13 protein-coding genes, 2 tRNA genes and 2 pseudogenes are annotated in these 13,441 nt (G+C 61.5%); 10 read left to right on the top strand and 7 right to left on the bottom strand.

Annotated elements, in window-relative coordinates:
• Positions 1–299 precede the first annotated feature (299 nt).
• Entirely contained in the window at positions 300–1,007 is a 708-nt protein-coding gene (locus ACR9YP_RS40700; RefSeq protein WP_091888371.1) for a flagellar hook assembly protein FlgD, read from the bottom strand.
• Positions 1,008–1,019: 12 nt separating this feature from the next.
• On the bottom strand, positions 1,020–2,651 hold the full coding sequence (locus ACR9YP_RS40695) for a flagellar hook-length control protein FliK (RefSeq protein WP_474218745.1): 1,632 nt from the start codon (positions 2,649–2,651) through the stop codon (positions 1,020–1,022).
• Positions 2,652–3,003: 352 nt separating this feature from the next.
• Between ACR9YP_RS40695 and mnmA the strand changes: the two genes are divergently transcribed.
• The 4 genes from mnmA to ACR9YP_RS40675 all read left to right on the top strand — a co-directional run bounded on the left by mnmA (position 3,004) and on the right by ACR9YP_RS40675 (position 5,792).
• Entirely contained in the window at positions 3,004–4,185 is a 1,182-nt protein-coding gene (gene mnmA, locus ACR9YP_RS40690) for a tRNA 2-thiouridine(34) synthase MnmA (protein WP_438105625.1), read from the top strand.
• An 80-nt stretch (positions 4,186–4,265) separates the two neighbouring features.
• Positions 4,266–4,904, top strand: a complete 639-nt coding sequence (locus ACR9YP_RS40685) for a class I SAM-dependent methyltransferase (protein ID WP_438105624.1) — start codon at positions 4,266–4,268, stop codon at positions 4,902–4,904.
• Positions 4,905–5,128: 224 nt separating this feature from the next.
• On the top strand, positions 5,129–5,479 hold the full coding sequence (locus ACR9YP_RS40680) for a hypothetical protein (RefSeq protein WP_438105623.1): 351 nt from the start codon (positions 5,129–5,131) through the stop codon (positions 5,477–5,479).
• A 236-nt stretch (positions 5,480–5,715) separates the two neighbouring features.
• Positions 5,716–5,792, top strand: a tRNA-Met gene (locus ACR9YP_RS40675).
• Here the strand turns inward: ACR9YP_RS40675 and ACR9YP_RS40670 are convergent.
• Complete coding sequence (locus ACR9YP_RS40670; protein ID WP_474221211.1) at positions 5,749–7,407, bottom strand: recombinase family protein; 1,659 nt, start codon at positions 7,405–7,407, stop codon at positions 5,749–5,751. The two genes, ACR9YP_RS40675 and ACR9YP_RS40670, sit on opposite strands and share 44 nt — an antisense overlap.
• Positions 7,408–8,218: 811 nt before the next feature.
• Between ACR9YP_RS40670 and ACR9YP_RS40665 the strand changes: the two are divergent.
• The 6 genes and pseudogenes from ACR9YP_RS40665 to ACR9YP_RS40640 all read left to right on the top strand — a co-directional run.
• Positions 8,219–8,341 (top strand): annotated as a pseudogene (locus ACR9YP_RS40665) (thiaminase II/PqqC family protein); the annotation flags it as partial.
• A 242-nt stretch (positions 8,342–8,583) separates the two neighbouring features.
• Positions 8,584–8,660: transfer RNA gene (locus ACR9YP_RS40660), tRNA-Met, on the top strand.
• A gap of 115 nt (positions 8,661–8,775) precedes the next feature.
• Positions 8,776–8,853, top strand: a pseudogene (locus ACR9YP_RS40655) (hypothetical protein); the annotation flags it as partial.
• Positions 8,854–8,931: 78 nt separating this feature from the next.
• On the top strand, positions 8,932–9,216 hold the full coding sequence (locus ACR9YP_RS40650; RefSeq protein WP_474221210.1) for an ArdC-like ssDNA-binding domain-containing protein: 285 nt from the start codon (positions 8,932–8,934) through the stop codon (positions 9,214–9,216).
• A 133-nt stretch (positions 9,217–9,349) separates the two neighbouring features.
• Positions 9,350–9,649 carry a zincin-like metallopeptidase domain-containing protein gene (locus ACR9YP_RS40645; protein WP_474218744.1) on the top strand — a complete coding sequence of 100 codons (300 nt, stop codon included), beginning with the start codon at positions 9,350–9,352 and terminating at the stop codon, positions 9,647–9,649.
• Positions 9,555–9,971, top strand: coding sequence for a hypothetical protein (locus tag ACR9YP_RS40640; RefSeq protein WP_474221219.1), 417 nt, complete (start codon positions 9,555–9,557; stop codon positions 9,969–9,971). The genes ACR9YP_RS40645 and ACR9YP_RS40640 overlap by 95 nt, the downstream gene beginning before the upstream one ends.
• A 185-nt stretch (positions 9,972–10,156) precedes the next feature.
• Here ACR9YP_RS40640 and ACR9YP_RS40635 read toward each other — a convergent pair whose 3' ends face one another.
• From ACR9YP_RS40635 to ACR9YP_RS40620, 4 genes are all read right to left on the bottom strand, one after another.
• On the bottom strand, positions 10,157–11,161 hold the full coding sequence (locus ACR9YP_RS40635) for an SH3 domain-containing protein (protein WP_474218743.1): 1,005 nt from the start codon (positions 11,159–11,161) through the stop codon (positions 10,157–10,159).
• Between the two features lie 25 nt (positions 11,162–11,186).
• Complete coding sequence (locus ACR9YP_RS40630) at positions 11,187–12,056, bottom strand: hypothetical protein (protein ID WP_474218742.1); 870 nt, start codon at positions 12,054–12,056, stop codon at positions 11,187–11,189.
• Between the two features lie 320 nt (positions 12,057–12,376).
• Positions 12,377–12,904: a hypothetical protein gene (locus ACR9YP_RS40625; RefSeq protein WP_474218741.1), complete on the bottom strand. Its 528-nt coding sequence runs from the start codon at positions 12,902–12,904 to the stop codon at positions 12,377–12,379.
• Positions 12,861–13,148, bottom strand: a complete 288-nt coding sequence (locus tag ACR9YP_RS40620; RefSeq protein ID WP_474218740.1) for a hypothetical protein — start codon at positions 13,146–13,148, stop codon at positions 12,861–12,863. Before ACR9YP_RS40620 ends, ACR9YP_RS40625 begins: the two co-directional genes overlap by 44 nt.
• Positions 13,149–13,441 lie beyond the last annotated feature (293 nt).

Below are 13,441 nucleotides of genomic sequence, written 5' to 3'. Positions count from 1 at the left end.
AAGCCTAAGGCTTCAATACAATTCTCGTTGAAACTGGCTGGAACGCGCTCGTCTCGGCCGGCGGGACGGGTGCGTCCAGGCCAGTCGAGGGGGACTTCGTAAATACTTTACTAACGAACGAGGGCTGCGCGGGGTGCTGCATGGCCCTAATTGTCGTCCTGGCGAAAGCCAGGACCCATTACCCCGGGGAGTAGTTCTCACGAAGACTCGGGGTTACGTCCTCGCTTCAAAAGCGACTTTCGGTGGCTATGGGTCCTGGCTTTCGCCAGGACGACACTGAATGTGTAGCCGCACCTATCTCAATTGCTGCCGGTGGCGATGATGCTCTTGACCTGGCTCAGGGTGTAGCTGGCGCCGTCGATGGTGAGCAGCGGCGGCGACTGGGTCAGGTCGACCGACGACACCGTGCCCTGCACCTGCGCGGCGATGCCGACGGTGTTGTTCGCCACATCCTTGCCCGTGGCCGAGATCGTGTACTTGCCGTCGGGCCATTGCGTGCCGTCATTGCCCATGCCGTTCCAGGTGAAGGGGATGTCGGTGCCGGCGGCGGCGGTATATTTGCCGGTGAACACGGTCTGGCCGCTGGCATTGGCGACAGTGATGTCGACGGTCGAGTCGGTCGGCACATTGAGATGCCAGGTCGCCGACGATTTCGTCATGGTCGCGGTCGAGCCGTCGACCAGAGCGGTCTTGCCGACGAAGCCCAGCGCCTGGGTCGCCTGCGTGGTCTGCTGCAGGGTGACGAGCTGGGACAGCGAGTCGTTGGTCTTGAGCTGCTGCTCGACGCCGGCGAACTGCACCAGCTGCTGGGTGAATTGGTTGGTGTCGAGCGGATCCAGCGGGTTCTGGTTCTGCAGCTGCGTCGTCAGCAGCGTCAGGAAGGTCTGGAAATTGCCAGCGAGCGTCGATCCCGTGGTCGAGCTCAGCGAGTTCGACGAGGAGGATTTCGGGATGTCGGTCGTCCCGGAGACGACGGAAGGTGCGGTGGCGGCATTCGTGGTGGCCATGTCGAATACTCCTTACACTCTGATGTCGACGCCGCTGCTCGGCCCATACATGCGGCCGTAGCCACGCCCGACGGGCGCCGCTGCAACGGTTTCGTCCTCGCTGATGATCAGCCGGCGGGCATTGCCGCCATTGTCGTTGTTCTGGCCGGAGTTCTGGCCTGACGAATTCTGGTCGCGCAGGCTGAAGGACAACCCGTTGCTGCCGGTCTTGAAGCCGGCGTCGTCGAGCGCGCGCTGCAATTGCGGCGCGTCCTGTCGCAGCATCTGCAGCGTCTCCGGCTTCTCCACGGTGAGATGCGAGGTGACCTGGCCGTTGCGGTCGACATTGATGCGGACGTCGATGCGGCCGAGCTCGACCGGATCGAGGCTGATGTCGAAGCGGGACTTGCCGGCGCGCACGGCGGCCGCGATCTCGATCGGTATGCCGCTGATCGGCACGGCCGTGTTGCTTGCCGCGGTCGCTGTGAGCGTCGCGGTCGATGCAGTGGCAGTCGAGGTGGTGTTGGTCAGCGGCGCCTGCACGGCGGAGGCGGCTTGTGCGCTGGTATCCGTCGCGGCGACAGCCGCCTGCGGCCCCGCATGAACGTGCGTGGCGGATGCGCCAGGGACCGCATCAGCGGTACGCTCGGTGCCAGCCGCCTTCGCGTCAGTCGTTCCGCTATCGCTTTGCGGCTTGGCGGCCTGCGGATGCGCGGCGCCGTTGAGGAGCGCTGCGCCCGCTGCTTGCGGCGTGGCGGCGTTCGCCTTGCCGGTGTCCTGGCCAATATTGGAGATGTCGGTCTGGGCCTGCGCCGTGGCCGCGGCCTTGAATGAGGTCTTCGGCGTGCCCTGGTCCACGGCGGCGATCAGGCCGCCATTGGCTTTCGCATCAGTCGCGGTGGCCTCGCTCGTGCCGGTCGCGGTCTCGCCGAGCGTGGTCGTGGTGTCCGCATCGACCTCGGCGCTCGCAGTCTTGGCGCTCTTGTCGCCCGCGGTGGTGGTGTCGGTCTTGACGCCTTGGATCTGCGCCGCGGTGGAGGCGCTGGCGGCGAGGCCGGCGGCGGCGATGGTCAGCGGGGAGGCGGAGCCGGTGGCCTGGTTCGCAGCCGCATTCGGATCGACCGGCACGACCGGCGCGGCAACGACGATCGCGTTTGGATCGGGCACGGCGACTTGCGTCGCATCGGTCGCCACGGCGGCCGCCGCATCGACGGCGGCGACGACGGTGTCGGTGCCGTCGGTCTTGTCACCCTTGGTCTCGTCGGATTTGTCGGCCGATTTGGCGTCGGAGGCCTCGACCTTGCCCTTGGTCTTGCCGGCGTCCTTGGCCGGATCGGTCGTCGTGTCGCTCGTCTCATCGTTCTTGGTCGGCGCGGACGTGTCGGCGTCGTCGCTCGCCTTGCTCTGCGAGGACTGATCGGCGGATGACGTGTCGCGCGCAGCTCTGTCCGAGGAGGACGACGAGGACGAAGCATCGCTCCGGCGCGGCGCAGTGTCCTGCGCCTGCGAGGCTGCGTTGTTGCTGATCGCCTGGGTATTGCTGTCGACCAGCGAGCCGAAGGAGTCGGTCGCGGCCGGATCCTTCGTCGCCTGCGACCGGGCAGGCTTTTGCTGCGTGCTTTGGACTTGCACGCTTGCCACGACATCTGACGTCCGACCGACCACAGGCGACCCCTTGGAAACATCTTCGGCATGGAGGGTAGCAAGGAGCGGGCCAGCCTCCTTTCCTGCTTATTTCAGTAGTAAAATCAATCCCTTGTGAAATCGGTGCGGCCGCCGCGAGGCCTGCCGCGACCCCGTCATTTCTGCCTCCCCGGCAAGAATTGCCCTAAGCTGGCCGCCCGCGTGATTGCTTCACCGGAATGCCGCCTATATTAAAGAGGTCACTCTCAGCCGCTTTCGACCGGGCAGTCATGCCCCCCGGGGGAACCAGGGTTCCCGGGGATCGCCTGATATCCCGCCGGAAGCACAGGAAACGCGGATCACGCCACGCCGCCGTCACAACGCTTTAAGGCCCATGCTCAACAGTCTGGATCTCGAAGGCCGTCCTGAGGACACCAGGGTCGTCGTTGCCATGTCGGGCGGCGTCGATTCTTCGACGACGGCTGCGCTGCTCAAGGCTGAGGGCTACGACGTCGTCGGCATCACGCTCCAGCTCTACGATCATGGTGCGGCGACCCATCGCAAGGGCGCCTGCTGCGCCGGCCAGGATATCCACGACGCGCGCGACGTCGCGGCCAAGCTCGGCATCCCCCATTACGTGCTCGACTATGAGGACCGTTTTCGCGAGTCCGTCATCGACAACTTTGCCGACTCTTACGCGCTCGGCGAGACGCCGGTGCCGTGCATCGAGTGCAACCGTTCGGTCAAGTTCCGCGATCTCCTGAAGACCGCGCGCGAGCTGGGGGCCACCGCGCTCGCCACCGGCCATTACGTCGCCTCGCGCCGCCTCGACAATGGCTCGCGCGCGCTGGTGTGCGCAGCCGACGCCGATCGCGACCAGAGCTATTTCCTGTTCGCGACCACGCGCGAGCAGCTCGACTTCCTGCGCTTTCCCTTGGGCGACATGACCAAGCCGCAGACGCGCGAGCTCGCGCGCCGCTTTGGGCTCGCGGTCGCCGACAAGCACGACAGCCAGGACATCTGCTTCGTGCCGACGGGACGCTACACCGACATCATCACGCGTCTGCGGCCGAACGCGATGGACCCCGGCGACATCGTCGGTCTCGACGGACGCGTGCTCGGCCAGCACAACGGCATCGCCAATTTCACCGTCGGCCAGCGCCGCGGCCTCGGCATCGCCGCGACCGCGCCGCTATTCGTGGTGCGGCTGGATGCAGCAAACCGCCGCGTCGTGGTCGGTCCGCGCGATGCTCTGAAGATGCACCGCATCGTGCTGCGCGACGTCAACTGGATCGGCGACGGTGACATCGACCGCGCCATCGGTGGCGGCCTTGAGATGTTCGTGCGTGTGCGCTCGACCCGCAGCCCGCAGCCGGCGTGGCTGCGCGGCGGCAATGGTCATTACGAGGTCGAGCTCGTGGCCGGCGAGGAGGGCGTCTCACCGGGCCAGGCCTGCGTGTTCTACGACGCGCCTGGCGGCCAGGCGCGCGTGCTCGGCGGCGGCTTCATCCAGAGCGCCGCAGCGAAGGTCGCTACGAGCACGGCAAGGCCGCTTGCGGAAGCCGTGCGCGGCTGAGGAAATGACGACATCAAGCACAGATGGTCGGGCTGGGTTCACCTCTCCCGTAGGGGAGAGGTGAAGTAAGGGCAGGGGGCATGGCAGCAGATATCTCGCGGGCCGGGGTCGAGAAGGCCTATGGCCGCTGGGCGCCGGTCTATGATCTCGTGTTCGGCAAGGTGTTCGACGCCGGACGGCAGTCGACCATCGCCGAGGCCGACCGCATCGGCGGCCGCATCCTCGACGTCGGCGTCGGCACCGGCCTGTCGCTGTCGGACTATGCGCGCACCACGAAAATCTGCGGCGTCGACATCTCCGAGCCGATGCTGCGCAAGGCGCAGGCGCGCGTGCGTGCGCTGCGGCTCTCCAATGTCGAAGTGCTCTCGGTGATGGACGCGAAAAACCTCGCCTTCCCCGAAAACTTCTTCGATGCGGTGGTCGCGCAATATGTCATCACCGCCGTGCCCGATCCCGAAGGCACGCTCGACGAGTTCGTGCGCGTGCTCAAGCACGGCGGCGAGCTGATCCTCGTCAACCACATCGGCGCCGAGACGGGCCCGCGAAAAATGTTCGAGCTCGCCTTCGCACCTGTAGCCCGCCGCCTCGGCTGGCGCCCGGAATTTCCGTGGGAGCGCCTCGTCAATTGGGCCGCCAAGCACGGCGGCGTCACGCTTGCCGAGCGCCGACCGATGCCGCCGATGGGGCATTTTTCGCTGATCCGCTACCGCAAATCGTGATGGTGATTGGACTGGCGCGCAGCCAGCCAAGCCGGCAGTGCGCCCCCTCTCCCGCTTGCGGGAGAGGGTTGGGGAGAGGGCTCTCTCCACCAGCGATATCTCTCGCGCGGATAAAGGCTTCATCACCCCGTCATTGCAATGATGGTGGGAATACCTCAGGGGACCGCGCGATCACATCGCGCTGCGCCCGGGAACGGGCCGCTGGCCCAGCGCGTTTCCTTCCCATGCGCACGAACATCATCCTAGCGGGCCTCCTGATCGCCGCCTCCGGCAGCGCGATCGCGCAGGCCCCGCCCGCCCCGGCGACGCCGCCGCAACAGACCGCGCCGCCGTCCCCGCAACATCCGACCAATTGCACAGCCCAGGACCGTCTGAACCGCCAGCCTGACGGCACCACCACCGGCCAGGCCCGGGAACCGCTAGGCGACAAGCTGGCCAAATCCGAGGGCGTGCTCTGCCCGCCCGCCGGCATCGACCCCGAGATGCACGCGCCCGCGCCCGACACCGGCGCCAACACCCCGGTGATCCCACCCCCGGGCAGCCCCGGCGGCGATCCGAACGTGCGGCCGAAATAGGCTGATTCTTCGCCCCCTTCCTTCGCCTCTCCCCGCCCGCGGGGAGAGGCCGGAATCCGCGCAAAAGCGCGGATTCCGGGTGAGGGGGACTCTCCACGGGTCTGGTGTCGGAATGGGCCGGTCCGTCGCTGAATTCACTCAGCTAATCGACCGGGCTTTGCTTGACTTCCCGCCGCCCCCTTCCTTATATGCCGCGCGTTCGCGAGATCGGCCGTTTCGGCCACCGCGAGCCCTGTGGCGGGGTAGCTCAGCTGGTTAGAGCACGGGAATCATAATCCTGGGGTCGGGGGTTCGAGTCCCTCCCCCGCTACCACCTTTCCCCACACTCCTTTGACTTGGTTTGGATAGGCGTTTTCCCCGAGCAGGGCATTTAGCCGGCCAGCTATCTCTACGGCGGCACCGCCCGGGCGCAGTGGATCGCGGAACACAGTGACCGTGTCGACCAGATCTCTGATGGCTTCTGCGGCCTCTCCGTCGCCCGCACTGACCCCTTTCGCTAGTGCTTCTTCAAGCCGACCGAGTTGCTCCTCGTATCGTTTGAGGATGGCAGGATGCAGCGCGATTTCTTTGGGGGTGGGCGGTTCACTCTGTAACTCCTCAGATATCCGCTTCCGTTCGGCATCTAAGGCAGTCGATCTCGGTCCGAGAACGGATGGATCGCCCTGTCCTTTTGCAATCGCATCCACCAGTCGATCGATTTCCCGGTTTAATTGCCCAAGCTGCTGCTCAAGGCGCTGCCGTTTTGCATTTGATGAAGCTGCCAGTCGCTTCCGCTCCTCGAGATACGTCCGTACGTATTCCGAAATAACCTTCGGCGCGCGCAATTCGCCCTTTAGCCCGCTGAGGACTGCACTCTCGACCGTGTCTAAATAGAAAGTCTTGGCGTCAGGACACGTGCCGCTCTCCGTCGCCGCCGAGCAGCGAATGCGAACGCGCCCCGATTTGTCCCGCCCGTTCGTTGCCATGCCCGAGCCGCACGAACCGCAACGGAGTAGGCCAGATAGCATTCTACGAGGCCGACGATGATGGCTGGGGTGGGCGCGACTGCGCTCCTCTTTGCGTTGCTGAGCAGCCGTAAACAGTTCTGGACTGACAATTGCAAGATGCGGCACTTCAGCAATCTGCCAATCACTCTTCGGATTTGGTCGTGACAGACGCTTTCCCGAATCGGGATCTTTGACCATCCTTACTTTGTTCCAGACGAGGCGCCCTACATAAAGCTCGTTCTGCAGAATGCCGGCTCCCCTCTCAGGGTTGCCATTGATAGTTGAAGCATTCCACGCGCGCCCTCGCGGCGGTGATACCCTCTCCCTGTTGAGATCGTGTGCGATTTCACGAGGCGTTCGGCCGTCTATGTATTCCTGAAAGATACGCCGGATCACTTGTGCCTCGCCCTCAGCGACGACACGCTCGCCACTTTTTCCGGCGACCGCGGCATATCCGTATGTCAGGCCACCTCCAGCCAAACCTTGCTTGACACGCCCCGCTTGGCCACGACGCACTTTGTGAGCATTGTCCTCACGATAGAGTTGTCCGACCAGACCGCGAAGACCGACCAGCACGGTGTTAACGACGCCTTCGTGAACCGCCCGGATCTCGATCCCGAGAAAAGATAACCGCTTATGGATGCCTGCGAGATCTTCCATGTCGCGAGAGAGGCGATCGAGCGCTTCGACGATTACTACGTCAAAGCATCGCTCCCGCGCTTGGTCCAACATCTGCAGAAGGCCTTCGCGTCCCATGACAGAGCCACCTGAACGGGCCCGATCTTCATGGGTGCTGACAACGGTTAGGCCTTCGCGCTCGGCGTAGCTTTGACAAAGTGAAAGCTGATCTTCAATTGAACGCTCATTCTGAAGATCGGTTGAAAATCGAGCATAGATCGTCGCTCTCTTCCTTGTCGCTTCGATTGGCGAGCTCTCTTTCATGATCTTCCCTCGCGGCCAGACGAGCAAGTACGCGCGCGAGGCGTAAGATCGCCTTGTCTGGATTCGTCTGCAAGGACAATTTGCGATGCGCGTCCCCCACGATCGAACCTCTAGGTCACCGCGCAACTCAACGAGGTGCACGCACTTGCGCTGGCGCCAATCCATAAAATGTCGGCGGTGGTGATCATCCCGAGCATCATGCTCGGCGCGATATCTAAGGGGAACGGGCGCTATAAGCCCGTCGTGCAATTGGATGCCGCGGCGAAGAAAAAGAGAAGAAGCCTGGAACGGCGTCGCCCGCCGAAGTGCTTGGTGCTAGAATGCAGTACATCCAGCTCTTTGGCACTAGGCAGATACTCGGGGCGAGACTCCGGCACCGTCACCAACAAACTCTGCCCAGTTATCGATTTCGTGGCTAGTTCAGCCTGAATCGAACCTGTAACCAGACCGTTATGAGCGGCGGGATAATGGCCGCCGCCGTTGATTTTCCTGCACTTTCCGTGGAGTTCGACCACGTTCGTTGCACTTCGTGCGGGGTGTTTCTGGTGCGAAACTGGTGCGGTTCGTCCGTAACTGAAACTTAGACAGGGCATGTGCCTTTTGTTGGTGATAACGTGAGAACGCAAGTCCAGTCCCGGCGACCGACGGCAAGCGAATTCCGTGCGCCATCGTGCCGGTTGATCGCGGCGGCCTGTTCATGGTCAGCGTCCACCCGGTTCGGAACGCGCTATCGGTAGCGAGCCAAAGACGTTCACGGGAAAGCAAGCCAGGCAAAAAAGATCGTGAGTTCTTCGAGCGTCTAAAGACAGAAGTGTCCGCTGAGTGGCGGGCCTTCACCGAGCATCCCTTCACAAACGGGTTGGCGGACGGCTCGCTCGCAGAAGCGGCGTTTCGTCACTACCTCGCTCAGGACTACCTGTTCCTCATCGAGTTTCAAGGGAAACCATTATTTTCCAAGTAGTTCGTCAATCCCGGCGCCGATTACCAAGCCCTACCAAAAACTCCACAGCACAAAACTGGCACAAAGCGGCACAAAAACTGGAGCGTGGTTCGCGGAAAATTCCAGCCTCAGAGCCAAGCCGTGAGGACCTGACTAACCGATCGGATGCCTTGGGGTTGTGAGATAATCGTCATACAACTTTTGAAAGATGCGAGCATATCGGTGCTCCCTTCGGCCGCGGGATGGAGTAGCCTGGTAGCTCGCAAGGCTCATAACCTTGAGGTCGCTGGTTCAAATCCGGCTCCCGCAACCAACTCCGATCCCCGACAGCCAAGGCGGCCGGTTTATAGAATTAGCATTTCGTCTAGTTTTGCTTGACTTTTTTGGCATTTTTCAAACTGGAACTCGGTTTGAAAATATGCTCAAGCATGGCTGGACAAAGTCAGAGACTTTTGAACCGCCTCGAAAGGGAACTTCCAGAGGGAATTCTCGTCGATACTGCATGGCTGAAAACCCGCGGCTACTCGCGACAATTGCTCAGTCATTATGTCAGTGTGGGCTGCTCTCGAGAACGGCGTGACGCCATGGCACCAGCCATGGAAGTCGAGCATGCCAACGGACGCGTCACCCGTCCCCTGCGCGGCAACGGTATCCCCTATCAAGGCATCAATGTCCTCGTGCTGTGGTCCGCCGCCATCGATCACGGCTATGGCGCTGCCATCTGGATGACTTATCGGCAGGCGAGTGAACTCGGCGCCCATGTCCGCAAGGGCGAGACCGGTACCCTTGTCGTCTACGCCGACAAGATGATCCGCAAAGACGCCAACAAGGAAACGGCGAAGGAGCCGAACGCGCCATTCCCTTCATGAAAGGCTACACGGTGTTCAATGTGGAACAGATCGAGGGACTTCCGGCGCACTACTATGGGCACCCCGACCGATCCAGTGCAACGCATCGCGCATTCTGACGCCTTCTTTGCGGTGACGAGGGCGAATATTGTCCATGGCGGGAGCCGCGCCTGTTACGTGCCCTCAACCGACAACATCCATGCCCTGCGTCGACTTCTTTGAGGATGCTGTCAGCTACTATGCAACGCTCGCTCATGAAACGACGCACTGGACCCGTCACGAAAAGCGCCTCAACCGTGACTTTGGCCGTAAGCGCTTTGGTGACGAGGGTTACGCGGTTGAGGAGTTGGTGGCCGAGCTTGGCGCGGCCTTCCTCTGTGCCGTTCCTTCTGCTCCAGCGCGCGGGCATCGCGACCGCTTCGGCAGAGGCGCTGCTCGTGCGCATGCAGGCTAAGATTGAAGGGCTGTGCACCCAACGCGATGCGTTGAAGAAGCTTCAGCCGGGGTCCCGTGAAAGGCCGCGTCCTTGGCGGCCGAAGGTGGTGATGCGCGAGCCGCTGAAGTATTTCACGGACAGTCCGGATCAGCCGCCATTCCTCAAGACGCTCGCGGAAGTGCGGCGCATCGGCGTGCATGAAGGATGGTGCTATCACCACGTCCAGGCAATTATCGTAGCGATCGATCAGTACGCAGAAGCCGCTACCGGCAATCGCGAATTTTTCTGGAATAGGCCGCAATCGATCGGCGGAAATCGCAAGCGCGGCGATATTCCGTGAAATGGCTTGTTGTTAAGGTAGCGCATGAGCCAACGAAAGCTTCGACAGAAGATAGGTAAACGCAAAGACCAGCGCGAGCCCACCGCCTCCGAAGCAAGTGAGGTATGTTCCCCTGCCGGGGTACTCGGGGCTCGCGTCGGTCCGTGGTGCCTCTGTTCGTCCCGCATGCGCTTGCTGGTCGTGCGCTAAAAATCCTTCCAATCGGAAGCGCGCTCCGGGTCACACTGACTGGCGGTGGCCTTCTTGCAGATCTTTAGCGACGTGATCGGGTGAATTTCCCACAATGAGAAGCGCTTGGGCTGCCCGTTAAGCGGATTATTCGGATCGCCGTTCGTGACATGCATATTGTCGTACAGCAGCGCTCCTTCAATCAGGAGCACCTTGCCTCGCAGCGTCGCGAGGTCGGACGCGGTCCAGTTATCCGGTCGATCTTGGGGGATCATCTCAACCACGATGCCGTCAAATTCGCTGCCGTTCTTCTTCTCGGTGACGGAAATATGCAGGTCATTGTTCTCTTCGCTCTTGAGATTGCAGTTTACGGACTCGCCTGTGTTTGCATGCGGCTTGCCGGCCGATAGGAAGGCGACGAGGCGAACCAGAGATCCTTCACCCACGGTGCCTTCGGCTATCTCGATACTTTTGATCTGATCCCGATCGGCAGGCTCTATCTCGGCGGCTTGACCGACGCGCTCCTCGGCTACGCTCTGGAGCTGGGAGAACGTATCGAAGGTCACGGTTGTGACCGCTCCCTCCGGTGGCATCGTCCGCTTCATCCGGTTGATTGCGCCGTGGGCGCTGTCGGGTGCAGCACAGCCGGTCGGCTTCTTCGTGGTGCAGGCCTTTATGGTCTCCGGAGACACACATGGGGGCGCAGATGCTTCAAGAGCAATGCTGGTCAAATCGGGCTTGACGAGCGATTTGACGTCTGCGGCCAGGACCCAGCCACTTGGTCCTTTCGGCGCAATAACCCGCACATATTTTCCCTTGCGATCGCCTCTCACCCAGCGCAGGTCGGTGTTGGGCTCGATCATCCTTGAGGCGCTCGCCTGAGCGCTGGGGGCCGTCTTGAGGGCGGTTTTCTTATTGGTGGTTACCTGCCCAAGGGCCGGGATATCTTCTTCGGCGAGAGCGGATGCCGTCGTGAGGCACATGAAGGCGATGGACGAAGCAACCAGCAGAGAAGGTTTCATTTTGTAATCCCCCTTGAAGCAAGATTTAGCGCGCCGAAGTGATCCGCTCGAGTTGTGCCCGCAGACTATCCGCATGCGCAGTCTGAGCCTCGTCCACCGCCGTCAGCTTCGATCGTCCAATACGGCTCGTTTTCCGAAAATCGACGGCGGCGTTCAAAAGCAGTCCTGCCCGCGATCCTCCGTTCAGCACCGCCTCGCGTCGGTCTGCCGAGACCTGGTCGGAAAAGGCCCGCAGGCTATTCGTGTCGAAGGGGATCTCGCCGCGATCGATGATCGTCGACTTGCTGCCGTCCATTTGGAGCTGGAACAGGTGCCGAGATTGTGGGTCAAACCAGGAGAGATAGCCTCCATCCAGCACTTCGCGCGGGCCGCGCAGCTGTCCCGAATAGCTGTATCGTACTCCACTGCTCTTCACCGGGTCGAAATAGTGCGGCGTATAGAAATCCGAGACGAGGACTGAGTTCACCGAATAGGCGAATTTTGAAGACTGGCATGGATCGCAGACCTCGATGAGGTATTCGACCCGCCCTTGGCCGGGCTTCAGGGAATTGCCCGCGCGCGTGAGGGTGCCCTGCGGATCGACCAGCATTTCAAGTACTTCATGGCTCAGGAAGACCGTCCAGTTGTTGGTCAAGCCGACCAGAGCGAATGGTTGCTTGTCGTCATCCCGCTTGTGCAGTCCCGCCGCTCCGTTTGGCAGCTCGTCCTGCAGCAACACGTGCCAATAGCCGACCGGAACGTCCTCCAGCTTGTCGAAGGCATCGACCGTGGCGTCCACATTCCAGAGTGGGCCGAAATCGCGTGAGACCTGCTTCTGAATCGCGGCAGAAACCGGCGCCAGTTGCGCCAGCGAGACGTCCCTAGTGAGAGACACCAAGGCGATGTGCGACAGCATGTGACAGCCCCAAGTCGTCGCAGGTTACGCCTGTTCCCTAAAAAAATCCATAGTTGTATCGCCGTCTCAGAGATTGTTGTGGTAGACTCACGTCCATGGTCTCTCCGACCGTTCGCATGGCTTGCGGCGAGGGCCGCAAGCCATGCGATAGACTTCAACGGGTCAGCGCACAGCAACCAGGCTGACGCTGTTTGTCTTGGGCAGGCTATCTTTCGACGTTGCCATCACAATCGCCTGCGATACGAGATCAAGAACCTGGAGCGAACGTGCTTCTGCGACAGTGCCGACTTGCGGCCGGGGAATATAGAAACCTTCGCCATTCAACATAATCTGAACCGCGGCATTGGCCGAAATTCCTCGTTCGACCACGAAAAGTCGACGAGGCGGTGCGACCCCTCGCTCGCGATGAAGAGCTGTGGCCTGTATTGCTGGATCGAGTAATTTTGCGCGGCGATGAGTTCACCCAGGTAATAGAGCATACCTTCGGGGGGTCTTCGGGAAACAGGATAGCTCTTTTCTTTCAGGAGCCGGAGCATCCGCAGCGTGTATTGAAACTTGTGCATCGTGCAAAACTCGCGAGCCGAGTTGAGGATGACGGGATCATCGAGGGTCAGGTGTCGAGCCCTGCAATCCTGATAAGCCTCGTCGTCACGGTACAATTGAGGGCAGATTTGTTGCCTCCGTTCCGCAGGGTCGCTACCGCATTTTGCTTCGGTGGTGCGGATCATCCGTTCATGATCGGCCGGCGGCATCTGGATCGCGTGAATGAGAAGCAGGTTGACCATTTCAATGGGCCAATTCCGCTCATGAAAATAGTCGACAAGTTTCGGATCGACGGGCTTTCGCATTGGCTGTCGCGAACTTCTCATGGTTCAGGTTGTTGATCGTGAATTGTGAGAAGCCGCCCCCATAAGCGACTGTCGGTTTGAGCGTATAGTTGCTTAGAGCGGACGGGGAGAAGTTGAACGTGCCGCCCGCGTTGCCCGAAAAGTTCGGGCTTGCGAGCACGTCCCCAAAGCCGACAAACGACATGGGCGCAGGCTGGCTGGCGCGCACCGCATTCAGCAGAATCTGCTTGTTGCTGGAGGTCATAGGCATCGGCCTTGTCGACAAGCTCGGCGCGCGTGCATGCGCCGCAGGTGAGCGCGACAACCATCAGCCAAGCCAGAACTGAGAGTGACGAAAAAGCGCGAGGAAATCCCGTCCCCATATGTGCCCCATGTTTAAAATACTGAACGCGCTAAAATTGCAGCCGGAAATTATTTCACCTTGGCTCGGCGCCGTCCAGCCGCATGTCTGAAGATCTTTCCGCCGGCGCGTTCGCTGCGCGGACCGGGCTCTATGAGCGAGCTCACCGAGCCATCCCGTCTCAGTAGGGTAGGCGC

The organism is Bradyrhizobium sp. BR14999 (assembly GCF_056106085.1).
The sequence above is the reverse complement of the archived record's forward strand: the minus strand, read 5'-3'. Positions and strand labels throughout refer to the sequence as shown.